The following is a 26,278-nucleotide window of genomic DNA, read 5'->3' as shown; positions in this document are numbered from 1 at the left end:
GACAGTACCCGCCGGTGACGACAGGTTCGGCGCCGTCCACAGGCCCGGTTCGCGGCCCGTCCGCAGGCCGGGCCCCGAGTGCCCGTGGTTCAGACCAGGGAGCGGACCAGTTCCTCCAGCTGGTCCATGGACTGCCCGGCGCCGGTCTCCATGCCGGAGGCGAGCATGCCGTCCCGGTCCTCCACGCTCTGGAAGACCGCAATGGAGGTGTACCTCGTACCTCCGTCGACCTCCTCCAGGCGGTGGGTCTCCATCAGGACGTGCCCGGGCATGCCCTCGAACTCGAAGGTCTGGGTGAAGCTCTCGGGTGCGCTGACATCGTGGATGACGCCGTGGAAGCCGTACTCCTGCCCGTCCGCGTCGCGCTCGACGATCCGCCAGTTGCCCTGGGAGCGGAAGTCGAACCGGTCGACGACCGTCTCGGTCTCCCTGAGCCCCCACCACTTCGGGAGGAGCGCGGGGTCGGTCATGGCACGGAAGACGACGTCTCGCGGGGCGTCGAAGGTGCGGGTCATCACGATGTCCTGACGACCCGGTTCGGCGACGACACTGAGGTCACTCATGGCTCTGCTCTCCTTCGGTGCTGCTCCGCATCCTGCGAAGTTCCTCGTCCAGGCGGGCGAAGCGCCCCTCCCAGTGGCCCCTGTAACGGTCCACCCACTCGTTGACCTGCTCCAACGGCGCGGACTCCAAACGACAGGGGCGCCACTGGGCGTCGCGTCCCCGGGTGATGAGCCCGGCCCGTTCCAGGACCTTCAGGTGCCGGGAGACCGCCTGGAGGCTGATGTCGAACGGCTCCGCCAGGGTGTTGACCGTGGCCTCGCCCTCCGCGAGCCGGGCGAGGATCGCCCGACGGGTCGGGTCCGCCAACGCGGCGAACGTCAGACTGAGCGGATCGTGCGCCATCTGCCTGTTCAACCTTTCGCTTAATCAACCAACACATTGATTATGTGCCGAGCGCGGCCTCTCGTCAAGGGCGTGCCGCCCGTCCCTCAGGCGCGGCGGACGCCCCTGGGGTCGCTGACGGTGGCCTCGACTCCGGCGTCGGCCAGCTCGGAGAGTTCGGCGGCCAGCAGCGACCGGGCCGCGTCGCTCAGCCCGGACACCCGCTCCAGGGCCACGCTCACCGAGCTCACCCGCGCGTCGTCGATCGCCTCCTCCAGCCGGGACACGATCTGCTCGGCGGCGAGGAAGTCGATCTCGCCCCGCAGCCGCACATCGAGCCGGTTCCCCTCCCTGGTCACGCTGTGCATCGGGGACGGCGGCTCCGACGGTGTCTGGAGCATGTGCAGGTCGTAGTCGTCGGAGAGTCGCTCCAGCGCCGCCACCCCGCGCACGCTGTTGCCCGCGTCGTCCAGTGGAGGGCTGAAGACGCCCACCCCGAACGCGCCGGGGGCGGCCGCGAGGATTCCGCCGCTCACCCCGCTCTTGGCGGGGATGCCCACCCGCAGCCCCCACTCCCCCGCGCGGTCGTACATGCCGCAGCTGGACATGATCGACAGGGTGTGCCGGGCGGTGCGCTGGGAGACCACCCGCTCCTCGGTCACCGGGTTGACCCCGCCGACCGCGAGGGTCGCGGCCATGACCGCCAGGTCCCGCACGGTGACGCTGAGGGAGCACTGGCGGAAGTAGTCCTGGACCGCGTCCTCGACCCGGCCCACCAGGACGCCTCCGGCCAGGCTCAGGTATCCGAGGGCGCGGTTGCGGTGTCCGGTCTCGGCCTCGGAGTGGTACACGTCCTCGTCCACGTCCAGCTCACGCCCGGCGAAGGACGACAGCACCGACCGGACGCGCTCGAAGCGCCGAGCCGGGTCCGCGCTCTCCACCAGGGAGGTGGTCACGATGGCGCCCGCGTTGATCATCGGGTTCTCGGGGCGGCCGTGCTCGTCCAGGCTGATCGCGTTGAAGGGCTCCCCGCTGGGTTCGGCGCCGACGTGTTCGTGCACCACGTCCAGGCCGAGCTGCTCCACGGCGATCGCGTACACGAAGGGCTTGGAGATCGACTGGATGGTGAAGGGGAGTTCGGACTCCCCCACGCAGTAGGAGCGGCCGTGCGCGCTGATCGCGGCGATCCCGAACAGGTCAGGGTCGACGTGCGCGAGTTCGGGGATGTAGTCGGCCACCCGGCCTCCGGTGAGCCCGGCGACCTCGGCACGGATCTTGTCCAGCACCTGGATGACGGGGCTGGTCTCGTCGGCGGGGTCGTGGTCCATCCGCCCAGTCTAGGAACGCGGGGACCCGCGACGGTCCCGGCCACGCGGCCCCCGGACGAAACGACGAAACGACCCGGCGAGGAGGACAAAGCCCCCGAACAGGGTCGTTCGAAGAGCGGACCCGCGGGGCGAAGCCCCACCGGGGGCCTGGGGGTCGCCCCCCAGAAGAAACGACGAAACGACCCGGCGAGGAGGACAAAGTCCCCCGAACAGGATCGTTCGGAGAGCGGACCCGCGGGGCGAAGCCCCACCGGGGGCCTGGGGGTCGCCCCCCAGAAGAAACGACGAAACGACCCGGCGAGGAGGACAAAGTCCCCCGAGCAGGATCGTTCCGGAGTGGAGTGGAGCTATGGGGATTCGAACCCCAGACCTCCTCCATGCCATGGAGGCGCGCTACCAACTGCGCCATAGCCCCGTGTGCCTTGCGGCGACGGTTCGATTCTAACGGATGTCGGGCGGTGCCGGGAACATCGTCCGTGTCAGGCGCCCCACACCGGGGAGCTCCGGCGCCGGTCGGAGTTCATCCGGCCTTCAGCCGAGGTCCCCCATGTTGGACATGCCCGTTTCCGGGGTACCGGATGGTGGCTTGAGTCTGGACATCCCCCGAACGAGAGGCTTCCCCCGGATGCGTGTCCGTTTCCTGATCCCGACGGTGCTCACCGCACTCCTGTTGGCGCTGGGCGCCCACCCCGTGTCCGCCGCCCCGCAGGGCACCCTGAGCCCGACCGAGGGCGAGGACCTCACCTTCGCCTACACCACCCCCGATCCGCACTCCGCCAACTGGATCGGGCTGTACCGCTCCTCCGGCGGGGGTCCCGTGGACGAGGAGTACGTGGCGCCCTCCCTCGTCTGGGAGTACGCGCCCGAGGCCGAGGGGAGCGTGCGCCTGCCCGTCGACTCCCTGGAACCGGGCACCTACACGGCCTACTTCCTGGCACGCGACGGCTACGAGTGGCTGGCCGAACCGGTCGAGGTGCGGCTGTCGGCCGACGGCCCGGTCTCCTTCCCCGTCGAGGAGGCCACACTGCACAACGCCCGCCAGGGCCAGGCCTACGAGGCGAGGCTCGGCGGCCTGGTCTCGGGCGGGGCCACCGGGTTCACCAAGGTGGGCGGTGACGGCTGGGTCGAGGTCTCCTCCGACGGGACGCTCTCGGGCACCCCGCGCGCCTCGGTTCACCGGGAGACCCCGGCGGGTGTCTCCCGCGCCGACCGTTCCTCAGCCCGCGTGACCGTGGAGGCCACCGGCGAGGACGGCTCCTCCGCGCGCCTGGACGTCATCATCCCCGTGCGCCGCCACGACCAGCCGCTGGTCGACGAGGTGGGCGTGATGAGCCTCAACACCTGGCACGGCGGTACCCGGATCAACGGGTACCACGAGAAGCAGCTGCGGTTCCTGCTGGAGAGCGGCGCCGACGTCGTCGGGCTCCAGGAGACGCAGGGCACGCACGCGGCCCGGTTGGCCGAGGCCCTCGGCTGGCACCACTGGCAGGGTTCGGGGAGCCTCGGGGTGATCAGCAGGTACCCGATCGCCGAGGAGTACGGCGAGGTCAACGCCTCCGGCGGGGTGCGGATCGCGCTCGACGGCGAGGAGTCCCAGGTCAACCTCTGGAACGTGCACCTGGGGTACACCCCCTACGGCCCCTACGACTTCTGTTTCGACGGCATGGACGTGGACCGGGTCCTGGAGCGCGAGGCGGAGTCCGGGCGCACCCCGCAGATCACCGACACCCTCGCCGCGATGTCCGACCAGGTGGAAGCGGCCGACGAAATCCCCGTGCTGCTCGTGGGTGACTTCAACGCTCCCTCGCACCTGGACTGGACGGAGGAGCTGCGGGAGAGGAACTGCGGGTACGCGGACGTGCCCTGGCCGACCTCGGTGCTGCCGACCGAGGCCGGGTTCACCGACTCCTACCGGGTGGCCCACCCGGATCCCGTGAGCGCCCCGGGGCTCACCTGGTCGCCGCTGTACCCGTTCCACGAGGGGTCCACGGGCCGCGAGGAGCCGCAGGACCGGATCGACTTCGTCTACCACGCGGGAGATCTCACGGTCCGGGACTCGCGGGACCTGGTCGTCGGGGACCCGGCCCCGGTACCGGAGCACGCCGACAACGAGTGGACCACCGACCACGCCGCGGTGCTGACCTTCTACTCGCTCCCCTCCTAGGCGGGTTCGGTCCCGCCGACGGGTGCTCGCCGGGACCCTGACGGCGCCCGGCCGGGAGTCCCGGCCGGGCGCCGTCCCGCCCGTTGCTCGGCTCTCGGGTGCGCCACCGTCGGCGGGATCCGGTTCGCCTCGCCTGGGAGCCGCCCTCGTACCCTGGAGGTGTCGGTGTCGTCACCTCCGGGGAGGAAGCTTCCGTGCACTCCGCAGAGAACCCGCAGGTCGCCGCCCTGCTCCGCTGGGAGGAGCACGGCGCTCTGTGGCGGGTGGTGGAACGCGGCGACGCCACGGTGACCGTGTCGATGCTCACCTGCGACGGCGGCACCGAGGTGGACCGCATCACCTCGGACGATCCGGCCCTCCTCTCCTTCATCGGCCAGCGCGGCGGGTCCGAGGAGCCGTTCAGCCCCTCTCCTCCGCGATCGACCTGATCCCCTCCAGCCTGCGGTCCCACGCGGCGGCGATGCCGCGCAGGTTCCGCCCGACCTCGTCCAGGCGGGCACCCTCCACCTCGTGAACGATCGAGCGACCACTGCGTCTGGTACGCACCAGCCCCACCGTGCGCAGGACCTCCAGGTGCTTCACGATCGCCTGTCGGGACACGGGCAGTTCCCGGGCCAGTTCCGACGCGGAGGCGGGCTCCCGTCCGAGCCGGACCAGGATGCTCCACCGGGTGTCGTCGCCCAGAGCGGCGAAGACGGGGGGCAGTGTGGTGTCCACGGCGCCTCATCTCCCCCGTGTGGCGGAGAGGTGGCCCGCGAGGGTGGTGAACCCGCTGTTCCACCCTTCGAGTTCGGCCGAGGCGTTGCCCGCGGCGTCACCGAAGCGCTCGGCCAGGGCATCGAACCCGACCTGTGTGACCGTGAGCAGGCTCCCCGCGCCCGAGGCCCTGACCTCGAAGGTCACCAGGGTGCTGTCGTCCGTGCCGGGGTCGGTCTCGGGCTCCATGGCGATCCGGTAGGCGAACCGGCGGGGGGCCTCCACCTCGACGACCCGGCCCCGGAACGTTCCGTGCTCGGCCCAGCGCAGTTCCATCGGCGCCCCCTCGCGCGCCTCGAAGTCAGCCCCGTCGAAGGCGTACCAGGCCGCGAAGTGCTCCGGTGTCGTCACCGCCGCCCAGACCCGTTCCGGGCTGGCGTCCACGTGCACGGTCCGCTCGACGGTGACCGGATCGAGCAGGCCGCGCGCGGCGGCGAGCTCGATCTCCCAGCCCTCGATCTGCCCGGCGACGTGGTCGCGCAGTTCGGCCTCGGCCAGGCCCAGCGTCTCGAACCCGCTCTCCACGACCGTGAGCGTCACCCCGCCCGGGCGCTCGCGCACCCAGATCTCCACCCGGGTGGACTGCTTGTCGTCCACCCTGCCGAGCCAGCTGAACACGGCGTGGTGCGGTGGGTCGAGCTTCTCCGTGCGCACCAGGAACTCACCGTGCGTGGGGTCGTGCACCAGGTGCACGCCATCCTCGACCTCGTCGATCCGGTGGTCGACCACGCGACCGTCGTTGATGAACCAGCCGGGCCGCGAGACGAGGTCCCAGACCCGCTCCGCGCTGGCGTCGATGTCGATCCGCCGTTCGATCCTGTCCACACGAGCCTCCCTTGTGCAACTCCAGCGTTGCACATGCGTGACCCGGAGCGCAACCCCCGGGTTGCATGATTCCCTCGTGCCCGACCCCGGACTAGAATCCGGCCACGGTCTAGGTTCGGAGTCCCCCCATGACCCCACTCCTGTGGTCCGGAGCCGCCGGTTCCTGGCTGTTCGTCGCCGTCTTCCTGCTGGACGGTCTCACACGACCCGGATACCACCCGGTCAGACACCCCGTGAGCGCACTCGCGCTGGGCCCGCGCGGGTGGGTCCAGACGGCCAACTTCGTCCTCTGCGGGCTGCTGGTCGCGGCGGGGGCCGTCGCCCTGCCCGGCGCCATCGGCAGCACGGTCCTGGCCCTCGGCGTGGGAGCCCTGGGGTTGGGCCTCGTGGCCTCGGGAGCGTTTCGCATGGACCCGATGCGGGGCTACCCGACCGGCACCCCCGACACCACGCCGGAGGAGTACTCCGCACGACACCAGACGCACGACTGGGCGGGCATGGTGGTGTTCCTGCTGCTGCCGGGGGTCCCGTTCATCGCGGTGTTCGGGCTCGACGACCCGGCCTGGAGGGTGGGGTCGGGGATCGTCGCCGCCGTGTCGGCGGTGGCCGCCGGCGCCTTCGGCCACCTGTGGGAGAGGGACGCGCCCCGGACGGGCCTCGTCCAGCGAGCGGCGATCGCCGTCAGCCTGGTCTGGCTCGGCTGCCTCTTCGCCTGGGCGACTACCTGAAGTCCGCCGCGTGGTCACGCGCCCACTGCCGGAAGGTGCGCGCGGGCCGCCCGATGGCGTCCATCGAGGTCGGCACCGCCTCCGCCTGGTGGACCTCCTGCCCCCCGGGGTCCGACTCGCCTCCGGAGTAGTCCTCGAAGCCCAGCAGGAAGTCAGCGTTGTCGGCGGCGAACCCGCCCTGCGCCAGGTAGTCCTCTCTCGCCGTGTGGGGGTCGACCACCTCGAAGCGCACCGGCTCTCCGATCGCCTCCGAGATCGCGGCGACCTGTTCCCTGCGGCTCACCAGAGCGGGGCCGTTCAGGGTGTACGCGCGCCCCGTGTGCCCCTCCCCCACCAGTGAGGCCACCGCGACATCCGCGATGTCCCGCTCGTGCACGGGGTACCAGGCCTCCTCCGGCAGCGGGTCCCTGACCACCCGCCGCCCCCTGATGGAAGGTCCCCACAGCCAGAGCCGGTTCAACGCGAACTCTCCCGGACGCACGTGCGTCCACTCCAATCCCGAGGCCTCCGCCGCCCTCTCCACCGGAAGGTGGAAGTCGGTGTCGAACCCGTGGGTGACGGCATCGGAGGACAGTGTCACCACTCTCGAGACACCCGCCGCACGCGCCATGTCCACCACACGCTCAGCCGTGTCCGGGACGGGAAAGAGATAGACCCGGTCCACCCCTTCGAAAACCCCTTCCAGACTCTCCGGCCGGGAGAGATCACCGACCACGCCCTCGACGCCCACGGGAAGGTCCGCACGGATCCGCCGCGAGAGCGCCCGGACCTCGACGCCCTCCAGCCCTTCCACCACCAGCCGGCCGACATGACCGCTCGCCCCGGTCACGAGAATTCTCATTCGCACACCTCCGCTTCAACCGTATCTTTGAACCATTTGTAGAGGGTTGAGCTCGCCATGGAGGATGTTCAGGGTGATAACCCTCAACAGAAGTCGAACCCCGAAAGGAAGGGGAGCGCTGCCGGAAGCACTTTCCGGGGGATCTGAAGGGACGCCGGTCCACCGACCGGGAGCAGGGCTGGCCGCGTGAGCGTCCTCCCACCCGGCGTGGCCGCGTGAGCGTCCTCCCACCCGGCGTGGCCGCGTGGGAGGACGACCAGCCTCCCTCAGCCGCGGAGGAGCGCCTCCGGCGAGCGCGAGCGGGGGCGACGGGGGTGTGCGAGTGCGCGGCGGGGCTTCGGGCGTCCTCCGGGAAACGACGCGACGAGCCGACGAGCGCCTTCACGCACCAGCCGAGTCGTTTCGGAGGTCGCGAGCTCGGGTCGTCCCCGGCAAAACAGAAGGACCCGCGGGCGGGTTGCTGGGCAACCGACCACGCGGGTCCTGCTCGTGGAGCTATGGGGATTCGAACCCCAGACCTCCTCCATGCCATGGAGGCGCGCTACCAACTGCGCCATAGCCCCTGGTAGGCCGGACGGTTTCCCCGCTCGGCACTCCTCAACTCTACAGGAAGTCAAGGGTGGGTGGGACCAGGGTCAAACCCGGGGTGGACGTCCGGTGTCCCGGTGCGCGGGGTCCGCTCACGGACGGGCCGAATACTCTGGGGAGGTGGCCGAATCAAAGCTTGAAATCCAGATGCTCCACGACCGCCTCCTCGTGAAGACGGTCCCGGACAAGAGTGAGCGGCGCAGCAGCGCGGGTCTGGTCATCCCGGACACGGTGAAGCTGGCGACCCGGCTGGCGTGGGGCGAGGTGCGCGGCGCCGGGACCGGCGCGCGCCACGTGAAGACCGGCGACCGCGTGCTCTTCGACCCCGAGGAGCAGGGTGAGGTCGAGCTGAACGGCGAGCGCTACGTCATCCTGCGGGAGCGGGACGTCCACGCGATCGCGAACGAGGCTCCGGACCGGGGCACCGGCCTCTACCTGTGACTCCACCGGCGGCCGGGCCCCGCCCGCCCGGTCAGCCCTGCCTCTCCCGCGAGACCGCCTTGACCAGCGACAGCACGCACATGTTGTGGGCCTCGAAGGCGGGGACCCTCGCCGAGCTCACGTACAGCCACCCCCCGTAGAGCGTGGACCACAGGAGCTGCTGCGCCCACAGCGGCGTGATCCGGGGGTCGATGGTGCCGTCCTCGTGCCCGCGCTCGACGACCTCGTAGAAGGCGAGGTCGCTGGGTCCGCACTCCTCCTCTTCCCGCTCCTGCGACGGGTCGTCTCCGCCGAAGGAGAGCATGGAGATCTTCTGGAGCGCGAAGTACTCGGACACGAGGCGGGAGAAGGCCTCGATGGCGGTGCCCTCCGTGGGGCGGGCGCGTTCGGTGGCCTCGTTGGCCAGTTCACTGGCGTAGTCGCCCAGGGCGGCGACGAGGTCGGCGCGTTCGGGGAAGTAGCGCTGGAGCGTGCTCCGGGCCACCCCGGCCCGCGTGGCCACGTGGGACAGCGGCGCGGCACGGTTCTCACCCAGCACGTCGACGGCGGCGTCGAGGATCGCCCGGCGGGTCCGTGCACGGGTTCTGGTCTCTTCCTCGGAGGGATCGCTCTTCACCATGCCCTCATAGTAGGGGCGTCGGTAATCTGTTGACAATAATCGGTCGCCTATGACCTAATTTCATCCATGACTGATCATCCACCGGCAGCACCGGCCCCACCCGACCCCAGACCCATGCCGGAGCCCCGCTTCGCCCAGCTGCGGGTGCTCTGGTCCTTCGTCCGCCCCCACCGGAACAAGCTCCTCCTGGGCCTGGTCCTCGCCCTGTTCGGCTCGGCCCTGGAGCTGGCCAACCCGATGGTGGTCAAGCTCGTGCTGGACACCATCTCCGACTCGGGCAGCCTCGCGATGCCCATCGCGATCCTGCTGAGCCTGTTCTGCGTCGGCCTGGTGACCGGTCTGTGGCACTGGATCGTGCTCGGCACCGTCGCGGAGAAGGTCGTCCTGGAGGCGCGCACCTCCCTCGTGCGCCGCTACTTCCGAGCCGCGCTGTTCCCGATGTCCAAGCGCCCCTCCGGCGAGCTCGTCACCCGGGCCACCTCGGACACCGTCCTTCTCAAGGAGGCCGCCTCCAGCAGCATCATCAGCCTGGTCAACGGCAGTGTCCTCATGGTGGGCACACTGATCATGATGGGCGTCCTGGACCTCGTCCTGCTGAGCGTCACGGTCGTCGCGGTGGTCGTCGTCACGGTCCTGTTCCTCACCCTGATGCCCGCCATCGCCAGGGCCCAGGAGAAGGCGCAGAACTCCCTCGGGCTCATGGGCGGGGTCCTCGACGGCTCCCTCCGCGCGATCCGCACGGTGAAGGTGAGCAGGGCCGAGGAGCGCCTGGGCTCGCAGATCCTCGAACACGCGGAAGACGCGACCCGGTACGGCATCCGTTCGGTCCGACGCGAGGCCGTGGCCTGGACCATCGCCTTCGGCGGGGTCCAGCTGGCGATCATCGCCATCCTCGGCGTGGGCGCGACGCGGGTGGCCTCCGGGGAGATCGCGGTCTCCACGCTGGTCGCGTTCCTGCTCTACGCCTTCACGCTGATGAATCCGGTCATGGAGCTCTCCCAGAGCGTGACCACCCTCCAGTCGGGCATCGCCGCCGCCAAGCGCATCCGGGAGGTGGAGGCCATCCCGCTCGAACCCACCGCCGAGGCCCCCTCCGGGAGCGCTCCGGCCGCCAGCAACGGTCACGGGAGCCCGCTGCTGGAGCTGCGCGGTGTCACCGCCCGCTACGCGCCCGGAGCCGCCGCCGCGCTGGAGCGGATCGACGTGACCATCCCCCGGCGCGGGCACACCGCGATCGTCGGCCCCTCCGGGGCGGGCAAGACCACCGTCCTGTCCCTGCTCCTGCGGTTCCTGGAGCCGGAGGAGGGCCGGATCACCGTCAACGGCACGCCGTACCGGGAACTGTCCCCCCAGCAGGTGCGCGGGCACTTCGCCTACGTCGAGCAGGACACCCCGGTGGTGCCCGGGACCATCCGCGAGAACCTGCTGTTCACCAACCCGGAGGCGTCGGAGGAGGACGTTCGGCGGGTTCTGGACGAGGTGCTGCTGACCGACAAGGTCGCCGCTCTGGAGGAGGGGTTGGACACCCCGTTGGACGCCGGTTCGATCTCCGGAGGCCAGCGCCAGCGCATCGCCCTGGCCCGCGCCCTGCTCGGGTCCCCGGACGTGCTGCTCCTCGACGAGGCCACCTCACAGGTGGACGCGATCACCGAGGCGGCCATCACCCGCAGCGTGCGCGGGCACGCCGACCGTGCCGCGGTGGTGACCATCGCGCACCGGCTGTCCACGGTGATCCATGCCGACCGCATCCTGCTGCTGGAGGACGGGGGCATCCGCGCGCAGGGCACGCACGCGCGGCTCCTGGAGGAGGACGAGCTGTACCGGGACCTCGTCTCCGCGCTGCACATCGCGGACGTGGAGGGCCGCGACGAGGAGGTGGCCTCGGCCTGATCCCGTGGGAGACCGCCCCGCCGGGCGGTCTCCCGGGAACCCCCTGAAGGCGTTGACTTCCCGACCCTCCGGCCTAGCATGACCAGACAGACGAATCTGGTCATCAAGGCTGGACGGACCATGGTCCGACCACGGCATGGGCGAACTGGTCGCGCGCGGCGGTCGCCGAGACCACCGACACCACGCCCGGCAAGGTGTGCTTCGCGCGCCCCACCGACGACCTCGAAGCCCTCTGGAGCCGACCATGACCCTCCTCCCGCACGGTGCCCGTTCCGAGTACCTCGACCTCGACGGCGGCCGGGTCCGTGTCCTCCGCGGTGGATCGGCCGACGCCCCGCCCCTCCTGCTGGTCCACGGCGGCAGCAACGACAACGCGGCGATCTCCTGGTACCGGATGTTCACGGAGTTCGGCTCCGACCACAGCCTGATCGCGCCGGATCTGCCCGGGTTCGGCGGCACCGTGGGAATCGAGCCGCTGGGCGGACCGGCGGCGCAGGCCGACTTCCTGTCCCGGCTCCTGAGCGGGCTCGGAGTGGAGAGGGCCGTGGTCGCGGGCGTCTCGATGGGAGGTGACGTGGCCCTGAACCTGGCCCGGCGTCACCCGGACCGGGTCCGGGCGCTGGTCCTGATCGCCCCGGGCGGCCTGGGGGACCGTGTCGGGAACCGGTTCACGCACAGAGCCGCCTGGTGGGCCGCACGGATGCCCGACCCGCTCCTGCTCCGGTTCTCGGCCCTGGCCAACCGGTTCGTCGGCCTGGCCCTGCGCGCGGTGGTCCACGACGTGTCGACGATGCCGCCCGAGGTCGTGGCGGAGTTCCGCCGCGAGGGGCGCCGTCCCGGCGCCTCGCTGGGATACCTCCGCTACAACCAGGCCAACCTCGGCCCCCACGGGATGCGCAACGACCTCCTGCCCGTGGTCGGGGAGATCAGCACCCCCTCGCTCTTCTTCCACGGCGAGAGGGACCCGATCGTGCCGCTCCGGGGTTCCCGGCGGGCCGCCGAGCTGATGCCGGACGCCCGGCTCGTCACGGTCCCGGAGTGCGGGCACTGGGCGCAGCTGGAGGCACACGACCGGTTCGTCGAGGAGACCCGGGCCTTCCTGGACACCGTCGGGGGCTGAGCCCCCCGAGTTCCGGGGAGGCCCGCGTCGGCGGTTCGGTGCGCGGCCACGACATGATCGGGCCCACGTGAACGACGAAGGCGGCCCTGCTCGCGCGTGATCGCGTGAGCAGGGCCGCCCTGATACGAGTGGAGCTATGGGGATTCGAACCCCAGACCTCCTCCATGCCATGGAGGCGCGCTACCAACTGCGCCATAGCCCCGTGTGGGAGTCGTGGAGGCGTGTGCCCCTCCGACTCCCTGAACCTTAGCGGAAGATGCGCGGTTCGTCTAAACGGATCAGGCGTCGTCGCTGAGCACCACGGGCTCGGGAAGGCTGGCGGCGTTGTGTTCCATGAGGCGCCAGGTGTCCCCCCGGGTCTGGAGCACGGACCAGCAGGCGTTGCTGAGCGGGCCGAGGATCTCGCGCTGCTCGTCGGGGACGCCGAGCATACGGGTGATGCCGATCCTCAGGGCCGCCCCGTGGCTGACGATGACCAGCAGCCCCCCGGGCGGGGTCCGGTCGATGCCCCGGTGGATGGCCGCGTGCATGCGGTCCCCCACGTCGGAGATGTGCTCCCCGTCGGGGATGTCCATCCGGGGGTGTTCCACGGGCCAGCGCGCGGCGAGCTCGGAGGACGTCTGCCCCTCCCAGGAACCGCCGAAGCGCTCCCGAAGCCCCTTGTCGTACTCCACGGGGAGTCCGGAGGAGCGGGAGAGGTACCCGGCGGTGTCCGCCGCGCGCCTGAGGTCGGACGCGACGATGAGGTCGGGCGTCAGTGTGGCGAGCAGCCGACCGGCCCGCTCGGCCTGTGCGTGGCCGACCGGGTCGAGGTCGATGTCGGTCTGTCCCTGGAAGCGCTTCTCGACGTTCCAGGCGGTGCGTCCGTGCCGCCAGAACAGCACACGAGGGGCGTCACTCACGTGGTGTGTCTCTCTAGTTCGACGTCTGGGCGGCCTCGGAGGTCACAGCTCGTCCAGCGGGGTGCGCTCGGCGCCCCGGGCGCTCTCCGGGAGTTCGATCTCCGGGCAGTCCTTCCAGAGGCGTTCGAGACCGTAGTAGCCGCGCTCCTCCTCGTGCTGGACGTGGACGACGATGTCGGCGTAGTCCAGGAGGACCCAGCGGCCGTCGCGCTCACCCTCGCGGCGGACCGGCTTGGCGCCGGACTGGATGCGGAGCTGGTCCTCGATCTCGTCGACGATGGCGCGGACCTGACGGTCGTTGGGCGCCGAGCACAGGACGAAGGCCTCGGTGATGACGAGCTGTTCGCTGACGTCGTAGGCGATGATCTCCTGGGCGAGCTTGTCGGAGGCGGCCTCTGCGGCGACCTTGACGAGTTCCAGGGCCCTGTCGGTGGCTGTCACGTTGTGCCTGCTGCCTTACTTGTTCGGGGTGCGGGTCCGCGTGGCGCGGTCAGGACTCCAGGTAGAGCCCGGTCTTGTGGATGTAGCGGACGATGCCGTCGGGCACGAGGTACCAGATGGGTTCGCCCTTGCGTACGCGTTCGCGGCACTCAGTGGACGAGATGGCGAGCGCGGGGACCTCCACCAGGGAGACCTTGCCCTCGGGCAGGCCGGTGTCGCTGAGGTGGTGTCCGGGCCGGTTACAGCCTACGAAATGTGCGAGGTCGAAGAGTTCGTCGACGTTGTGCCAGCTCAGAATGGCGCCCAGCGCGTCGGCCCCGGTGATGAAGAAGAGCTCCACGTCGGGGCCGTAGGCGGCGCGCATCTGGCGGAGGGTGTCGAGGGTGTAGGTGGGGCCGGAACGGTCGATCTCGACGCGGTCGACCCTGAACTGGGGGTTCTCGGCGGTCGCGATGACCGTCATGAGGTAGCGGTCCTCGGAGGGCGTGACCTTGTCGAGGTCCTTCTGCCAGGGTTGCCCGGTGGGCACGAAGACGACCTCGTCGAGGCCGAAGAGGTGGGCGACCTCACTCGCGGCGACGAGGTGCCCGTGGTGGATGGGGTCGAAGGTGCCGCCCATGATGCCGACCCGGGTCGGCGCGGAGCCGTCCCGTCTCACGGGTGGGCTCCCTCCCTGGGAGCCGCCGGTGGCCTGGTGTGTCACTGTGCGCTCCGTTCGCTGCCGTCTTGCCGGTTTCGGCCAACCGAGATTAACCGACCCCGACGGATCGCGGGCGTGAAGGTCCTGGCAACACCAGGAACAAGGAGCGGGGCGCCCTGCTTCCCTCGGGGTTCGTGAAACACTCGCGAATCACGTCATATCTCGATGGCTCCGAACCGTGGCCAACGGGCATCGTGCCGCATAGCATGCCGTTATGGCCAACTCACCAGACCGCGTACGCGTCCGGCTCACCGATATCTCCCCGCGTGCCTACGAGCACCCCGCCGACCGCGGCGCCCTGGTAGCGCTGCGTTCGCTGTCCGGCTTCGACACCCTCGTCAAGTCACTGTTCGGGCGGATCAACGAGCGCTCGCTCCGCCTGATGTTCCTCTCCAGCGCGGTGCGGGTCAGCCCCACCCAGTTCCCGGAGCTGCACGACTACCTCCGCGACGCCGCCTATGTCCTGGACCTGGACGAGGTGCCCGAGCTCTACGTGAAGATGGACCCCCAGCCCAACGCCATGGCGATCGGCCGCAAGAAGCCGTTCATCGTCATGACGACCGGTCTGTTCGACCTCTTCAACGCCGAGGAGAAGCGGTTCGTCATCGGCCACGAGGTCGGTCACGTGCTGAGCGGGCACTCCGTGTACCGCACCATCCTCCTCCTGCTGGTGTGGCTCTCCACCAAGATCATGTGGATTCCGCTGGGCGCCATCGCGATCCAGGCGATCCTCGCGGGCCTGCGGGAGTGGCAGCGCAAGTCGGAGCTCTCCAGCGACCGCGCCGGGCTTCTGACCTGCCAGAACCCCGAGGCCGCCAAGAGTGCCCTGATGAAGCTGGCCGGTGGGTCGAACCTGTCCCAGATGAACCCCGACGCGTTCATGGAGCAGGCTCGCGAGTACGAGGGCGGCGGCGACGCCGTGGACAGCGTGCTCAAGCTGATGACCACCCTTCCGCAGAGCCACCCGTTCGCGGTGGTCCGGGTGGCCGAGCTCCACCGGTGGACCGAGAGCGGTGAGTACCAGCGGATCCTGGACGGCCAGTACCCGCGCCGCGCCTCCGACAAGGACGCCAGTGTCTCCGAGGAGGCGAGCGGCGCGGCCAACTCCTACCGGGAGGGCTGGAGCCGTTCCTCCGACCCGCTGGTGAAGACCATCCGTGACGTGGCGGGCGGCGCGGGGCGCGCCGGCGGGCAGATCTTCGACACGGTGGCCGACCGCTGGCGGGGTGGCCAGAGCGGCGGCACCGAGGGCGACGGCACCAGGAACTAGCTTCCCTGACACGGGGCGGCGTCCGGTTCCGGCCGGGCGCCGCCCTCCGTCGTGCCCGGGGGTGCGGCGGTCAGCCCCAGCCGTGCGCGAGCGCGTCGCGCACCTGGCGCCAGGCGGCGCGTTCGGGGTCGATGACGGCGAAGTGGTCGATGCCCGGGACCTCCCGGTAGTCAACGGTCTCCCCGGCGGCGCGGGCCGCGGCCACGTAGTCCCGGCTGTGCTCGACCGGCACCCGCTGGTCCGCGTCGCCGTGGACCAACAGCTGCGGCACTCCGAACGGAACCCGGTGCAGGGGAGAGGACTCGGCGTAGAGCGCGGGCCCGGGGTCGGGTCCGAGGAAGGGAGCGACGGCGCCCTCCCCCAGCTCGGCCTCGGCGCAGCGGCGCAGGTCGGTGATGGGCGCGATGGGCACCACGGAGGTCACCGGCGAGTCGGCGGCCGTCATCAGGGCGAGGTGTCCCCCGGCCGAGTGGCCGATCGACACCACCCGGGAGGTGTCCAACCCCGGGTCGTGTTCCGCCGTCTCCGCGAGGAGGTCGAGGGCGCGGGCGACGTCGTCGCGGGTCTGCGGCCAGCCGCCTCCGTCCGCGCCGGTGCGCCGGTACTCGACGTTCCACACCGCCCACCCGGAGTCGGCGAGGTCGCGGGCGATCGGGTCCATCAGGTGGGCGTCGTGCAGGTCGCGCCACCAGCCGCCGTGCAGGAGCACCGCCACGGGGGCGGGACCCTCGGTGCGGCGCGGGTCCCAGCGGTGGACGATCTGGCTGGGGTGCTCACCGTAGGGCGTCGTCGTCACCGTGGTCCTCCGTCGTTCGGGGCCGGGTCCGTCCCGGGGGCGTCCGGGCGCCACCGCCGGTGCCGGGTGGTCGTTGTCTCGGAGGAACGTAGCAGGTCGAGTCGGGGGCGGGGCCCGTCGGTCCGGCCGGTGGGCGGCCTGCGGCTGCCCGCTCTGAAGGGGACGGGCCAGGTGGCCCCCGGTCCGGAGTAGCCCTGATCAGCGGCGGCGTGCAGGGTCCACTGGGGGTCGTACAGGTGGGGGCGGGCCAGGGCGCAGAGGTCGGCCCGGCCCGCGAGGACCGTGGAGTTGACGTCGTCGTGGGAGGAGAGGGCGCCGACCGCGATGACCGGCACACCGAGTTCGCGGCGGATGCGTTCGGCGAAGGGCACCTGGTAGCTGCGGCCGAAGGCGGGGCGCTCGTCCGGGGTGACCTGGCCCGTGGAGACGTCGATGGCGTCCGCGCCCGCCTCGACCAGGGCTCGGGCGATACGGACGGAGTCGTCGGCGGTGGTGCCGTCCCCGACCCAGTCGGTGGCGGAGATCCGGACGGTGAGGGCCTTGTGGTCGGGCCACGCGGCGCGGACCGCGGCCAGGACCTCCAGGGGGTAGCGGAGCCGTCCGGTCAGGTCTCCCCCGTAGTGGTCGGCGCGGTGGTTGGTGACCGGGGACAGGAAGGAGGAGAGCAGGTAGCCGTGGGCGCAGTGGAGTTCGAGGAGGTCGAACCCGGCGCGGTCGGCGGAGCGGGCGGCGGAGACGAAGTCGTCGCGGATCGCGGCCATGGCGGCGGGGTCGAGTTCCCGCGGGACCTGGTTCACCCCGTCCCGGTAGGGCAGCGGTGAGGGGGCGACCAGGGGCCAGTTCCCGGCGTGCAGGGGTTGGTCGATGCCCTCCCACATGAGGCGGGTGGAGCCCTTGCGTCCGGCGTGGCCGAGCTGCACGCCGATCCTGGCCGCGCTGTGGGTGTGCACGAACTCGGTGACGCGGCGCCAGGCGGCCTCGTGTGCGGGCGTGTACAGGCCCGCGCAGCCGGGGGTGATGCGGGCGTCGGCGGACACGCAGACCATCTCGGTCATGACCAGCCCGGCCCCGCCCAGGGCCTTGCCGCCCAGGTGAACGAGGTGGAAGTCGCAGGGAAGGCCGTCCGTGGCGGAGTACATGTCCATGGCCGAGACGACCACCCGGTTGTCCAGTTCCAGGGGCCCCAGCCGGAAGGGATGGAACATGGGCGGTCGTGGCGCGGGTTCGGCGGGGATGGTCTCCGCTGTCGCCGCGCCGCCCTCCGGAGCGCGTTCCGCCGCGACCTCACCGGCGAACCACCGGTCCACGCGCGCGACGAACCCGGGGTCGCGCAGGCGCAGGTTGTCGTAGGTGACGCGACGGCTGCGGGTGAGCAGGTCGAAGGCGAACTGGAGCGGTTCCGCGTCGACGTGCCGGGCGATGTCCTCGAACCACTCCAGGCTGGCCCGGGCGGCGCGCTGGGTACTGGCCACGACGGGACGGCGCTCGTCCTCGTAGGCACCGAGTGCCGCCTCGACGGTGGGCTGTTCCCTCAGGCACGCGGCGAGGGCGAGCGCGTCCTCCATGGCCAGTTTGGTGCCGGAACCGATGGAGAAGTGGGCGGTGTGCGCGGCGTCCCCGACAAGGACGATGTTGCCATGGCGCCAGGTGCGGTTGCGCACGGTGGTGAATCGCTGCCAGCGGGAGTGGTGGGGGCGGAGGCGGTGCCCGCGCAGCACCTCGGCGAAGAGGTCCTCGCACCGGGCGATCGCCGCGAGGTCGCTTTCCCCCGGCGCCAGGTCGCGGTCGAGGAACCCGGCCCCGCGCCACACGTCCTCGGCCATCTCGACGATGAAGGTGCTGGAGTCGGTGGAGTACGGGTAGCAGTGCAGCTGCATGAACCCGTGCGGCGTCTCCAGGACGTGGAAGTTGAAGGCGTCGAAGACGAGGTCGGTGCCGAGCCACATGAAGCGGTTGCGGTGCCGTTGGAGCTCGGTGCCGAAGGCCGTGGGGTGGGCGGACCGGGTGTGGCTGTTGACCCCGTCGGCAGCGACGACCAGGTCGTGGGTGGCTGCCAGCTCGGCGGCGGGTGGGGCCTCGGTGCGGCCGAGGACCCGGACCCCGAGCTCGGCGCAACGGGCGCGCAGGATCCCGAGGAGTCGGCGGCGGCCGATGGCGGCGAAGCCGTGCCCGCCGGAGGTGGTGACGGTGCCGCGGTGGTGGACGTCGATGTCGTCCCAGCGGGCGAACTCGGAGGCCATGGCCTCGTAGACGGCCGGGTCGGCGTGTTCGATCCCGTCGAGGGTCTCGTCGGAGAGCACCACCCCGAACCCGAAGGCGTCGTCGAGGGCGTTGCGTTCGTAGACGGTGATGTCGTGGGTGTGGTCCAACTGTCGGGCCAGGGCCGCGAAGTAGAGCCCGGCCGGGCCCGCCCCGATACACGCGATACGCATCGTCTGCCTTTCTGTTCGCCGGGCTTCCGTGTCCGTACGCCGGGGTGGGAACGCGCCCCCGGGTGCCCGGACGGCGCCCTCCCGGGGACGCGCCTCACTCCTCGTCGGCGGCGCCCTCCCGGAGCCGGAAGCGCTGGAGTTTGCCGGTGGCGGTGCGGGGCAGCGCGGTGCGGAAGACGATGGCGCGCGGGGTCTTGTAGGGCGCGATGCGTGCGCGCACGTGTTCCTTGAGCCGGTCGGCCAGGGCGGCGTCCGGGGTGCTCCCCCGGCGCGGGACCACGTGGGCGTGGACCACCAGGCCCCGGTCCGGGTCGTGGGCGCCGACCACGGCCGCCTCCTCGACCTCGGGCGAGGTCAGCAGGGCCTCCTCCACCTCGGCGGGAGCGATGTTGTACCCGGCGGAGACGATCATGTCGTCGCTCCGGGCCCGGTACCAGAAGTAGCCGTCCTCGTCCCGCACGTACGTGTCCCCCGTGTGGTTCCAGCCGTGGCGGACGTACTCGCGCTGGCGGTCGTCGGCCAGGTAGCGGCAGCCGACCGGGCCCCGGACCGCGAGGTGCCCGGGCTCCCCGTCGGGGACGGGCCGCCCCTGGTCGTCGAGGATCCGGGCCTCGAATCCGGGTACGGGGCGCCCGGTGGAGCCGGGGCGCATGTGTTCGTCCGTGGCGGAGACGAAGATGTGCAGCATCTCCGTCGCGCCGATGCCGTCGAGCATCCGGATACCGGTGGCCTCGTACCAGGCCCGCCACGTGGCGGCGGGCAGGTGTTCCCCTGCGGAGACGCACCGGCGCAGCGAGGACAGGTCACGGTCACCGATCCGCGTGAGCATGGTGCGGTAGGCGGTGGGTGCGGTGAACACGATCGTGGCGCCCCGTTCGCTGACGGCGTCCAGGAGGGCCTCGGGGCGCGGGCGTTCGAGGAGGATCGTGGCGGCCCCGGCTCGCAGCGGGAAGATCAGGAGTCCGCCGAGGCCGAAGGTGAACGCGAAGGGCGGGCTGCCGACGAAGAGGTCGTCCGGCACGGGCCGGAGGATGTGGGCGGAGTAGGTGTCCGCGACGGCGAGGACGTCCCGGTGGAAGTGGACGCAGCCCTTGGGGTCGCCGGTCGTGCCGGAGGTGTAGGCGATCATGCAGGCGTCGTCTGCGGCGGTGGGCACCGCGGTGAAATCCGCGGGCGTCCCGTCGGCCCGGGGTCCGGCGATCCGCGCGGCGAGGTCGTCGGGACCGTCGCCGCCGTACACCAGGAGGTCCGGGGCCTGGTCTCCGAGGTTCGCGGAGGCCTCGGTGAGGTCGTCGAGGAACCGGGCGTCGCAGACCGCGTGGGAGACCTCGGCGGAGCGGAGGAGAGTGGTGAGCTCCCCGGCGCGCAGGACCGGCAGGACGGTGACCACCACTCCCCCGGCCTTGAGGATCGCCAGCCAGCAGGCGGCCAGCCAGGGGGAGTTGGGCCCGCGCAGCAGGACCCGTCGCCCCGGGCGCAGGCCGTGTTCGTCGACGAGCACGTGGGCGATCCGGTCCACCCGCTCGCGGAGCTGGCCGTAGGTGAGGCTCTCGTGGTCACCGATGACGCAGGGGCGGTCCGCGCCGAGGCGCGCGATCGTGCCGTCGAGCAGTTCCGCCGCGCAGTTGAGGAGCTCGGGGTGGTCCAGCGGCCGGATCAGCGGCCACTCCTCGGGCGGGGGCAGGTGGTCCCGGGTGAAGGTGTCCTCGTGTGCCGTGGGTGTGAAGGTCACGGCCGCGTGTTTCGGGGTCGCGGAAGGGTCGTCGGAGTGGTCGGGGCGGTCGGCCGGGTTCTGGTTCGACATGCTGGACCTCCGAGGTGCGGGGGACTTCGGCCGGGCGCTACAGGTGGCGGGCGATGATCTGGCGCTGGACCTCCGACGCCCCTTCGTAGATCCGCGGGGCGCGCACCTCCCGGTAGAGGTGTTCGAGCAGGTGCCCCCGGCGCAGGGCGCGGGCTCCGTGCAGCTGCACGGCGGCGTCCACCACGTACTGGGCCGTCTCGGTGGCGAAGAGCTTGGCCATGGCGGCCCTGAGGGTGACGTCCGGGCCGCCGGTGTCGTACTCGGCGGCGGCCGTGTGGACGAGGAGCCGGGCCGCCTCGGTCCGGGTGGCCATCTCCGCGAGCGTGTGCGCGACCGTCTGGAGGGAGCCCAGCGGGCCGCCGAAGGCCTGGCGGTGCGCCGTGTGCTCCCGTGTCGCGGCGAGGGCGGCGTCGGCCATGCCGACGGCGAAGGCCCCGACGCTGGGCCGGAACAGGTCGAGGGTGCGCATGGCCACCGCGAACCCCTGGTCGGGCGGGCCAACGACGTCGTCGGGGCCCACCTCGACCCCGTCGAACACCAGGTGGCCCAGAGCGTGCGGGGAGAGCATCTCCAGCGGGGATCCGGAGAGTCCGGGCCGGTCGGCCGGGACGCAGAAGGCGGTGACCCCTCGGGAGCGGGTGCCGGGGGTGGTGCGGGCGAACACGGTGTAGAAGTCGGCGTCGGGAGCGTTGGAGATCCAGGTCTTCTCGCCGTGCAGTCGCCAACCCGTGCCCGAGGGTTCGGCCCGGAGCGCGAGCGCGGCGGCGTCGGAGCCCGCGTCGGGTTCGGTGAGGGCGAAGGCCGCGACGGCCCGGCCCGAGGCGGCCTCGGGGACCCAGCGTCGGCGCTGGTCGTCGGTGCCCGACTGGAGGAGCGGATAGGTGCCCAGCCCCTGGAGTGCGAGGGCGGTCTCGGCGTGGGTGTCGACACGGGCGAGGTGCTCCCGTAGCTGGCACAGGCGGGCGGCGGGCGCCTCCCGGAGGGGACCGCCCTCCGCCGTACCGGGGAAGAGCGCCGGGAGGAGGCCCGACTCCCCGAGGCGGAGGAGCAGGGGGCGGTCCACCCGGCCCGTGGGCGGGGAGGCGGTGGCGGTGGCGGCCGTGGACGGTCCCGGGGCGAAGTCGGCGGCGCGCTCCCGGACCCAGCGCGCGAAGTGGTGGTCGGTGTCGACGCGGGGCAGCTCCATGGGTGACCTCGGCTCTCGTCAGTACGTGATCCACCCCACACCGCAAATGTACAATAACCGTGACGATCGTCAAGAGGCCGATATGGAGTCTCTTTCACAGTGCTCCGAACCGCCGGTGACGACGGGGATCGTCCCAGGACCGCGCGCGGCGGCCGCTATCGTGTCCGCGTGACGTCCAACACCGACCGGCCAGCCGGAAGCGCCGATCCCCCTCCGGACACCCCCGTCGCCTCCGCGACGGACACGGAGCGACGGCGGCCGAGGGCCCTGATCGTCTCCTTCTTCGGCTCCTACGCCCGTGACGTGGGCGGCTGGATCGGGGTCTCCGACCTCATCGCGCTGATGTCCGGGCTCGACGTGGACGGGCCCGCCGTCCGCTCGGCCGTCTCCCGGCTCAAGCGGCGGGGACTCCTGACCTCCGAACGTCTCGGCGGGGTGGCCGGGTACCGCCTCTCCGACCAGGGACGACGCATTCTCGCGGAGGGCGACCAGCGCATCTTCGGCCATCGGGTCGCCCGTGTCCAGGACGGTTGGGTACTCGTGGTGTTCTCGGTGCCCGAGTCCGAGCGGCACCGCCGCCACGCCCTGCGCACCCAGCTCACCCGGCTCGGCTTCGGCACCACCGCGGCCGGGGTGTGGATCGCCCCGGCCCACCTGACGGAGCAGGCCCGCGCCGTGCTCCGGGACCTCGGTTTGGAGGAGCACGCGGAGCTCTTCCACGCCTCCTACCTGGACTTCCGCGATCTCACCGCGTCCGTGGCGCGCTGGTGGGACCTGCCCGAGCTCCAGGCGATGTACGAGGGGTTCCTCGATGAGCACGAACCCGTGGCGGCGGCCTGGCGCCGCCGGGGCACCCGTGCCCTCCGCTCCCCAGAGGAGCGTGCGACGGCCTTCGCGGACCACCTGCGGGCGGTGGACGCCTGGCGGCGGATGCCGTTCCTCGACCCGGGTCTGCCGCCGGAGCTGCTCCCCGACCGCTGGGCGGGCAGCCGTGCGGCACGGGTCTTCTTCGAGCTGCACGCCCTGCTCCACGGTCCGGGCCTGGAGCACGTCCGCGCCGCCGCCACCCTGGGGCCGGACGACTCGTGGCGATGACCGCCCGGCTCACCGGTCCGGCGTCAGTGGGCGGGCCCGGGGATCACGGCGAGGCCGACCAGCTCGACCAGCGCACCGGGTTCGAAGAGCTCGACCACCCCCAGCAATGCCATCGCCGGGTAGTGACGGCCCAGGTGGGAACGGTAGGCACGGCCGATGTCACGCGCGGCGGCCCGGTATCCGGGGACGTCGGTGGTGTAGATGGTCAGGCTCACGAGGTGTTCGGGCGCTCCCCCACAGGCACGGAGGGCGGTGACGACGTTGCCGAGGGCCACCCCGAACTGCTCCGGCAGGGTACGGGCCGCCAGCGCGCTGTCCGGCCCCGAGGCGATCTGCCCGGCCAGGTGGACCGTGCGTCCGGGGGCGGGCAGTACCGCGTGGGAGAAGCCCGAGGCGGGGCCGAGCTCGGGCGGGTTGACCGGTGTGTGCGGACTCGGGGGATGTCCGGGTTCCACGCGCTCCTCCTCCACTAGCGCCCCTTCCACGAGGGTTCGCGGCGGCCGGTGAAGGCCGCGTGGAACTCGGCGTAGTCGGCGCTCTTCATCAGCAGCGCCTGGGTCACGGCCTCCAGCTCGATCGCCCCGGACAGGCCCATGTCCAGTTCGCGGGAGAGCAGCGCCTTGGTCTGCGCGTAGCCGAAGGCGGGCCCCTCGGAGAGCCGGGTGGCCAGCCGGGTGACGGCCTCGTCCAGCGCGTCGTCCTCGACCAACTCGCTGACCAACCCGTAGCGGTCGGCCTCCGTGGAGTCGAGGGTGTCCCCGAGCATGAGGATCTTCGTGGCGTTGCCCAGGCCCACCATGCGCGGGAGCAGGTAGGCGGCGCCCATGTCGGCGCCGGACAGGCCCACCTTGGTGAACAGGAAGGCGAAGCGGGCGGAGCGGGTGACGACGCGGAAGTCGGCGGCCAGGGCCAGGACCGAGCCCGCACCGGCCGCGATCCCGTGCACGCCCGCGATCACGGGGACGGGGCACTCGCGCATGGCCCGGACCACCTCGCCGGTCATCCGGGTGAAGGCGAGCAGGTCGTCGGGGTCCATCTCCAGGGTCCGGCCGATGATCTCGTCGACGTCCCCGCCCGAGCAGAACCCCCGGCCGCCCCCGCGCAGCACGAGGACGCGGGTGTCACCCCGGTGCGGGAGTTCGGTGAGCAGGTCGCGCAGGTCGGCGTAGGCATCGAAGGTCAGGGCGTTGAGTCGGTCCGGCCGGTCGAGGGTCAGGGTGGCCACCCCGTCCGCCCGGTGGAGGTCGAAGTTGCGCCAGTGCTCGGTCAGGGGCGCGGACGCCCGGAAGGGGCTCATCGGTGGGTTCCTCCGCCGTCGATGGTCAGCGACTGGCCGTTGACGGCTCCGGCCAGGGGGCTCGCGAGGTAGGTGACGGCGGCCGCCACCTCGTCGGGTTCGATGAGTCGGCCGAGTGGGCCGGACGTGGCCAGGACCTCCTCGGCCTGTTCGAGGCCACGCCCCGTGCGTTCGGCTATGCGGGCCACGGAGCGCTCGGTCATGGGAGTGCGGACGAAGGAGGGGCACACGGCGTTGCTGGTGACGCCGGTGCCCACGACCTCGGCCGCCACCGCTCGCGCCAGGCCGAGCATCGCGTGTTTGGAGGCGGTGTAGGCGGCGGTGTAGCGGGAGCCGGTGTGCGCGGCGGTGGAGGCGATGAAGACGATTCGCCCCTGGTCGCGGGCGAGCATGCCCGGCAGGAGCGCCCGGGTGAGCAGGAAGGCGGAGGTGGTGTTGGTGCGCAGGTGGGTGTCCCACAGGTCGAGGTTGGTGCCGCGCAGGGGGGCGCTCCGTGCCGTGCCCGCGTTGTTGACCAGGACGGACACCTCTCCGAGGTGGTCCGCCAGGGACTCCACCGCCTGTTCGTCGGTGATGTCGCAGATCCGGGTGGTGACGTTGAGGCCGTGTGCGCGGGCCCGGCGCTCCAGGGCGGCGAGCCGACCGGAGTCGCGCCCGAGGGCGACCACCTCGTCGCCCTCACTCGCCAGGGCGAACACGATGGCCCGCCCGATCCCGCCGGAGCCACCGGAGACCACGACACGCCGTTCGGAGTCAGCCATGCCCGGAATGTATCACCGGGCCATGACCGTCGTCACTGCTACGACATAACTGTGGTGATTGTGGGACAGATGGGGGTGAAGGGGGAACCGTGGAGGGTCGGGCCGCACGAGAACAGCGCCGACGGCAGGGGCCGTCGGCGCTGCGGAGGGGTACCGGACCTGAGCGGCCGGATCGACCGGAAGGCGGGACCTCCTAGAAGGCGGGACCGGCTTCGAGGGCGTCCGCGATGGTCTGGGCGCGGAGCTCCTCCACCGTCTCCTCCAGGTCGGCCTCGTGCGCCTCGAACTCGGCGGTCACCTCGGCGGCCAGCGCCCGCAGCGCGACCTCCTGGGTGACGATGCCGCCGCGCACGCGGTTGTTGTCGCCGACCTGCGCGGTCGGGCTGTTGTCGGAGGTGGTCAGGTCGCCGCCCACGATGTTGTTGTCGACGTACACGCCACCGGAGACGCCGGTGACCGTCAGGTCGCCGTCGATGTAGTTGAGCGAGCTGGCGAAGCCCGCCTCCGCGCCGGCGCCCACGGCCACCGGGCCGTTGCCGCCGGTGTAGGTCGCGTCACCGATGACCTCGCTGTCGGCGAGGATGCCACCGGCGGCGGCGTCGGTGACGGAGAGGTCTCCGCGCACCACGCTGTCGAAGATGTCCACGTACTCCACGCCCTCGGCGGTCACGCCGCCCAGGCGGGAGTCGGTCACGTAGACCTCACCGACGCTGGCGTCGACGGAGGAGGCGGAGGAACCGACCACGAAGACGAAGCCGTCGTTGTCGGCGCCCTCGGCGGGCACGGCGCTCAGACCGGCGACCGAGGTGCCCTTCTCCAGGTAGGTCCCGTAGGAGCCCGTGTTGACGACGTCACCGGCGACCTCGGTGTCGGAGGCGTCGAAGTAGCCACCCTTGGAGACGGTCACGCCGCCGTCGATCTGGCCACCGACGACGTGCAGGTTGGCGTCGCCCTCGACGGTGACCTTGCCCTGGATGACGGTGCCGTCAAGGAAGCAGCTCGCACCGGCCGGGACCTTGAGATCAGTGGGCAGGGTGACCGCGCCACCGTGCCCCGAGCAGAGAGTGATCAGGTCCGCCTGGGCGGGGGCTGCCATAAGGGTGACGCCGCCGATGGCCAGGGCCGCGGTGGCGGTGGACGCAGCGATCTTGCTCCCGAACTTCATGCGGGGGAATTCCTTTCGTCGTGACCGGTGGGGTCCGACGCTCCTGATGAGGGTGCGGGAAGAGCGCCTGGGGACACCACAGAGAAAGTACCGACCCCGCAGCGCTTTGGGAATACTTGCAGGAGAAGATTCGCTTCTGTCCAGGTTTCGGGAAGAAGAACATACCTGGTGACGTGTGTTACCCGAGGAGCGGCGGACCAGTCCTGGTGGGCCCGCGCCTGGCCGGAACCGCGAGACGGGAATG

26 protein-coding genes and 3 tRNA genes are annotated in these 26,278 nt (G+C 71.5%); 8 read left to right on the top strand and 21 right to left on the bottom strand.

Annotated features, from left to right (window positions below; translation table 11 throughout):
• Positions 1–89: 89 nt before the first annotated feature.
• From ACRWK8_RS00265 to ACRWK8_RS00250, 4 genes are all read right to left on the bottom strand, one after another.
• Positions 90–563, bottom strand: a complete 474-nt coding sequence (locus ACRWK8_RS00265; RefSeq protein ID WP_431867577.1) for an SRPBCC family protein — start codon at positions 561–563, stop codon at positions 90–92.
• Positions 556–906 carry an ArsR/SmtB family transcription factor gene (locus ACRWK8_RS00260; protein WP_431867576.1) on the bottom strand — a complete coding sequence of 117 codons (351 nt, stop codon included), beginning with the start codon at positions 904–906 and terminating at the stop codon, positions 556–558. The genes ACRWK8_RS00265 and ACRWK8_RS00260 overlap by 8 nt, the downstream gene beginning before the upstream one ends.
• A gap of 86 nt (positions 907–992) precedes the next feature.
• Entirely contained in the window at positions 993–2,213 is a 1,221-nt protein-coding gene (gene glsA / locus ACRWK8_RS00255) for a glutaminase A (RefSeq protein ID WP_378735068.1), read from the bottom strand.
• Positions 2,214–2,555: 342 nt separating this feature from the next.
• Positions 2,556–2,628 (bottom strand) — tRNA-Ala (locus ACRWK8_RS00250).
• Positions 2,629–2,838: 210 nt separating this feature from the next.
• Between ACRWK8_RS00250 and ACRWK8_RS00245 the strand changes: the two genes are divergently transcribed.
• Entirely contained in the window at positions 2,839–4,377 is a 1,539-nt protein-coding gene (locus tag ACRWK8_RS00245) for an endonuclease/exonuclease/phosphatase family protein (RefSeq protein ID WP_431867575.1), read from the top strand.
• A gap of 194 nt (positions 4,378–4,571) precedes the next feature.
• Positions 4,572–4,805, top strand: a complete 234-nt coding sequence (locus tag ACRWK8_RS00240) for a hypothetical protein (RefSeq protein ID WP_378735073.1) — start codon at positions 4,572–4,574, stop codon at positions 4,803–4,805.
• Here the strand turns inward: ACRWK8_RS00240 and ACRWK8_RS00235 are convergent.
• Together ACRWK8_RS00235 and ACRWK8_RS00230 are read right to left on the bottom strand one after the other, a co-directional pair.
• Positions 4,777–5,094, bottom strand: a complete 318-nt coding sequence (locus ACRWK8_RS00235) for an ArsR/SmtB family transcription factor (RefSeq protein WP_378735075.1) — start codon at positions 5,092–5,094, stop codon at positions 4,777–4,779. The two genes, ACRWK8_RS00240 and ACRWK8_RS00235, sit on opposite strands and share 29 nt — an antisense overlap.
• 6 nt (positions 5,095–5,100) lie before the next feature.
• Entirely contained in the window at positions 5,101–5,958 is an 858-nt protein-coding gene (locus ACRWK8_RS00230; protein ID WP_378735077.1) for an SRPBCC domain-containing protein, read from the bottom strand.
• Positions 5,959–6,086: 128 nt separating this feature from the next.
• Between ACRWK8_RS00230 and ACRWK8_RS00225 the strand changes: the two genes are divergently transcribed.
• Positions 6,087–6,686 (top strand): DUF998 domain-containing protein, encoded by a 600-nt coding sequence (locus ACRWK8_RS00225; RefSeq protein WP_431867574.1) that lies wholly within the window; start codon positions 6,087–6,089, stop codon positions 6,684–6,686.
• Here the strand turns inward: ACRWK8_RS00225 and ACRWK8_RS00220 are convergent.
• Both ACRWK8_RS00220 and ACRWK8_RS00215 read right to left on the bottom strand, forming a co-directional pair.
• Complete coding sequence (locus ACRWK8_RS00220) at positions 6,679–7,527, bottom strand: NAD(P)H-binding protein (protein ID WP_431867573.1); 849 nt, start codon at positions 7,525–7,527, stop codon at positions 6,679–6,681. The two genes, ACRWK8_RS00225 and ACRWK8_RS00220, sit on opposite strands and share 8 nt — an antisense overlap.
• 490 nt (positions 7,528–8,017) lie before the next feature.
• Positions 8,018–8,090: transfer RNA gene (locus ACRWK8_RS00215), tRNA-Ala, on the bottom strand.
• A gap of 172 nt (positions 8,091–8,262) precedes the next feature.
• Here ACRWK8_RS00215 and ACRWK8_RS00210 point away from each other — a divergent pair.
• The gene (locus ACRWK8_RS00210; protein WP_017545236.1) at positions 8,263–8,556 is read left to right on the top strand and encodes a GroES family chaperonin; all 294 of its coding nucleotides are present in this window, start codon (positions 8,263–8,265) and stop codon (positions 8,554–8,556) included.
• 31 nt (positions 8,557–8,587) lie between these two features.
• Here the strand turns inward: ACRWK8_RS00210 and ACRWK8_RS00205 are convergent, their stop codons facing one another.
• Positions 8,588–9,175 (bottom strand): TetR/AcrR family transcriptional regulator, encoded by a 588-nt coding sequence (locus ACRWK8_RS00205; protein ID WP_378735081.1) that lies wholly within the window; start codon positions 9,173–9,175, stop codon positions 8,588–8,590.
• A 144-nt stretch (positions 9,176–9,319) separates the two neighbouring features.
• Here ACRWK8_RS00205 and ACRWK8_RS00200 point away from each other — a divergent pair, with 144 nt between their 5' ends.
• Entirely contained in the window at positions 9,320–11,065 is a 1,746-nt protein-coding gene (locus ACRWK8_RS00200) for an ABC transporter ATP-binding protein (RefSeq protein ID WP_431867809.1), read from the top strand.
• A 244-nt stretch (positions 11,066–11,309) separates the two neighbouring features.
• Positions 11,310–12,185 carry an alpha/beta fold hydrolase gene (locus tag ACRWK8_RS00195; protein ID WP_431867572.1) on the top strand — a complete coding sequence of 292 codons (876 nt, stop codon included), beginning with the start codon at positions 11,310–11,312 and terminating at the stop codon, positions 12,183–12,185.
• 129 nt (positions 12,186–12,314) lie between these two features.
• Here ACRWK8_RS00195 and ACRWK8_RS00190 read toward each other — a convergent pair.
• The 4 genes from ACRWK8_RS00190 to nadD form a co-directional block, all read right to left on the bottom strand.
• Positions 12,315–12,387 (bottom strand) — tRNA-Ala (locus ACRWK8_RS00190).
• A gap of 76 nt (positions 12,388–12,463) precedes the next feature.
• On the bottom strand, positions 12,464–13,087 hold the full coding sequence (locus ACRWK8_RS00185; protein ID WP_378735085.1) for a histidine phosphatase family protein: 624 nt from the start codon (positions 13,085–13,087) through the stop codon (positions 12,464–12,466).
• A gap of 42 nt (positions 13,088–13,129) precedes the next feature.
• On the bottom strand, positions 13,130–13,528 hold the full coding sequence (gene rsfS / locus ACRWK8_RS00180; RefSeq protein ID WP_378735087.1) for a ribosome silencing factor: 399 nt from the start codon (positions 13,526–13,528) through the stop codon (positions 13,130–13,132).
• 49 nt (positions 13,529–13,577) lie between these two features.
• Positions 13,578–14,186, bottom strand: a complete 609-nt coding sequence (gene nadD, locus ACRWK8_RS00175) for a nicotinate-nucleotide adenylyltransferase (RefSeq protein ID WP_304413744.1) — start codon at positions 14,184–14,186, stop codon at positions 13,578–13,580.
• 256 nt (positions 14,187–14,442) lie between these two features.
• On the opposite strand from nadD, the gene ACRWK8_RS00170 reads away from it, so the two are divergent.
• The gene (locus ACRWK8_RS00170; RefSeq protein ID WP_431867571.1) at positions 14,443–15,498 is read left to right on the top strand and encodes a M48 family metallopeptidase; all 1,056 of its coding nucleotides are present in this window, start codon (positions 14,443–14,445) and stop codon (positions 15,496–15,498) included.
• Between the two features lie 70 nt (positions 15,499–15,568).
• Here the strand turns inward: ACRWK8_RS00170 and ACRWK8_RS00165 are convergent, their stop codons facing one another.
• The 4 genes from ACRWK8_RS00165 to ACRWK8_RS00150 all read right to left on the bottom strand — a co-directional run bounded on the left by ACRWK8_RS00165 (position 15,569) and on the right by ACRWK8_RS00150 (position 21,716).
• A complete protein-coding gene (locus tag ACRWK8_RS00165; RefSeq protein WP_431867570.1) occupies positions 15,569–16,294 on the bottom strand; it encodes an alpha/beta hydrolase family protein in 726 nt (241 codons plus the stop codon).
• Complete coding sequence (locus ACRWK8_RS00160; protein ID WP_431867569.1) at positions 16,291–18,726, bottom strand: bifunctional salicylyl-CoA 5-hydroxylase/oxidoreductase; 2,436 nt, start codon at positions 18,724–18,726, stop codon at positions 16,291–16,293. Before ACRWK8_RS00160 ends, ACRWK8_RS00165 begins: the two co-directional genes overlap by 4 nt.
• A gap of 94 nt (positions 18,727–18,820) precedes the next feature.
• Positions 18,821–20,530 carry an AMP-binding protein gene (locus ACRWK8_RS00155; RefSeq protein ID WP_431867568.1) on the bottom strand — a complete coding sequence of 570 codons (1,710 nt, stop codon included), beginning with the start codon at positions 20,528–20,530 and terminating at the stop codon, positions 18,821–18,823.
• A gap of 37 nt (positions 20,531–20,567) precedes the next feature.
• Positions 20,568–21,716: an acyl-CoA dehydrogenase family protein gene (locus ACRWK8_RS00150; RefSeq protein ID WP_431867567.1), complete on the bottom strand. Its 1,149-nt coding sequence runs from the start codon at positions 21,714–21,716 to the stop codon at positions 20,568–20,570.
• Between the two features lie 168 nt (positions 21,717–21,884).
• Here ACRWK8_RS00150 and ACRWK8_RS00145 point away from each other — a divergent pair, with 168 nt between their 5' ends.
• Positions 21,885–22,811 carry a PaaX family transcriptional regulator gene (locus ACRWK8_RS00145; RefSeq protein WP_431867566.1) on the top strand — a complete coding sequence of 309 codons (927 nt, stop codon included), beginning with the start codon at positions 21,885–21,887 and terminating at the stop codon, positions 22,809–22,811.
• A 23-nt stretch (positions 22,812–22,834) separates the two neighbouring features.
• Here the strand turns inward: ACRWK8_RS00145 and ACRWK8_RS00140 are convergent, their stop codons facing one another.
• The 4 genes from ACRWK8_RS00140 to ACRWK8_RS00125 all read right to left on the bottom strand — a co-directional run bounded on the left by ACRWK8_RS00140 (position 22,835) and on the right by ACRWK8_RS00125 (position 26,034).
• The gene (locus tag ACRWK8_RS00140; RefSeq protein WP_431867565.1) at positions 22,835–23,266 is read right to left on the bottom strand and encodes a RidA family protein; all 432 of its coding nucleotides are present in this window, start codon (positions 23,264–23,266) and stop codon (positions 22,835–22,837) included.
• A gap of 14 nt (positions 23,267–23,280) precedes the next feature.
• Complete coding sequence (locus tag ACRWK8_RS00135; RefSeq protein WP_378735104.1) at positions 23,281–24,108, bottom strand: enoyl-CoA hydratase family protein; 828 nt, start codon at positions 24,106–24,108, stop codon at positions 23,281–23,283.
• Complete coding sequence (locus tag ACRWK8_RS00130; RefSeq protein WP_378735106.1) at positions 24,105–24,869, bottom strand: SDR family NAD(P)-dependent oxidoreductase; 765 nt, start codon at positions 24,867–24,869, stop codon at positions 24,105–24,107. Before ACRWK8_RS00130 ends, ACRWK8_RS00135 begins: the two co-directional genes overlap by 4 nt.
• Before the next feature lie 193 nt (positions 24,870–25,062).
• Positions 25,063–26,034 (bottom strand): hypothetical protein, encoded by a 972-nt coding sequence (locus ACRWK8_RS00125; RefSeq protein ID WP_378735108.1) that lies wholly within the window; start codon positions 26,032–26,034, stop codon positions 25,063–25,065.
• Positions 26,035–26,278: the final 244 nt, after the last annotated feature.

The organism is Nocardiopsis eucommiae, from assembly GCF_965344335.1.
GTDB classification, from domain to species: Bacteria; Actinomycetota; Actinomycetes; order Streptosporangiales; family Streptosporangiaceae; genus Nocardiopsis; species Nocardiopsis eucommiae.
The sequence above is the reverse complement of the archived record's forward strand: the minus strand, read 5'-3'. Positions and strand labels throughout refer to the sequence as shown.

What these genes read in the sequence shown, in the direction of transcription:
- ACRWK8_RS00265 (WP_431867577.1), bottom strand. Translation starts at nt 563, where the DNA reads ATGAGTGACCTCAGTGTCGTCGCCGAACCGGGTCGTCAGGACATCGTG.
- ACRWK8_RS00260 (WP_431867576.1), bottom strand. Translation starts at nt 906, where the DNA reads ATGGCGCACGATCCGCTCAGTCTGACGTTCGCCGCGTTGGCGGACCCG.
- glsA (WP_378735068.1), bottom strand. Translation starts at nt 2,213, where the DNA reads ATGGACCACGACCCCGCCGACGAGACCAGCCCCGTCATCCAGGTGCTG.
- ACRWK8_RS00245 (WP_431867575.1), top strand. Translation starts at nt 2,839, where the DNA reads ATGCGTGTCCGTTTCCTGATCCCGACGGTGCTCACCGCACTCCTGTTG.
- ACRWK8_RS00225 (WP_431867574.1), top strand. Translation starts at nt 6,087, where the DNA reads ATGACCCCACTCCTGTGGTCCGGAGCCGCCGGTTCCTGGCTGTTCGTC.
- ACRWK8_RS00220 (WP_431867573.1), bottom strand. Translation starts at nt 7,527, where the DNA reads ATGAGAATTCTCGTGACCGGGGCGAGCGGTCATGTCGGCCGGCTGGTG.
- ACRWK8_RS00210 (WP_017545236.1), top strand. Translation starts at nt 8,263, where the DNA reads ATGCTCCACGACCGCCTCCTCGTGAAGACGGTCCCGGACAAGAGTGAG.
- ACRWK8_RS00205 (WP_378735081.1), bottom strand. Translation starts at nt 9,175, where the DNA reads ATGGTGAAGAGCGATCCCTCCGAGGAAGAGACCAGAACCCGTGCACGG.
- ACRWK8_RS00195 (WP_431867572.1), top strand. Translation starts at nt 11,310, where the DNA reads ATGACCCTCCTCCCGCACGGTGCCCGTTCCGAGTACCTCGACCTCGAC.
- ACRWK8_RS00170 (WP_431867571.1), top strand. Translation starts at nt 14,443, where the DNA reads ATGGCCAACTCACCAGACCGCGTACGCGTCCGGCTCACCGATATCTCC.
- ACRWK8_RS00160 (WP_431867569.1), bottom strand. Translation starts at nt 18,726, where the DNA reads ATGCGTATCGCGTGTATCGGGGCGGGCCCGGCCGGGCTCTACTTCGCG.
- ACRWK8_RS00155 (WP_431867568.1), bottom strand. Translation starts at nt 20,530, where the DNA reads ATGTCGAACCAGAACCCGGCCGACCGCCCCGACCACTCCGACGACCCT.
- ACRWK8_RS00150 (WP_431867567.1), bottom strand. Translation starts at nt 21,716, where the DNA reads ATGGAGCTGCCCCGCGTCGACACCGACCACCACTTCGCGCGCTGGGTC.
- ACRWK8_RS00135 (WP_378735104.1), bottom strand. Translation starts at nt 24,108, where the DNA reads ATGAGCCCCTTCCGGGCGTCCGCGCCCCTGACCGAGCACTGGCGCAAC.
- ACRWK8_RS00130 (WP_378735106.1), bottom strand. Translation starts at nt 24,869, where the DNA reads ATGGCTGACTCCGAACGGCGTGTCGTGGTCTCCGGTGGCTCCGGCGGG.
- ACRWK8_RS00125 (WP_378735108.1), bottom strand. Translation starts at nt 26,034, where the DNA reads ATGAAGTTCGGGAGCAAGATCGCTGCGTCCACCGCCACCGCGGCCCTG.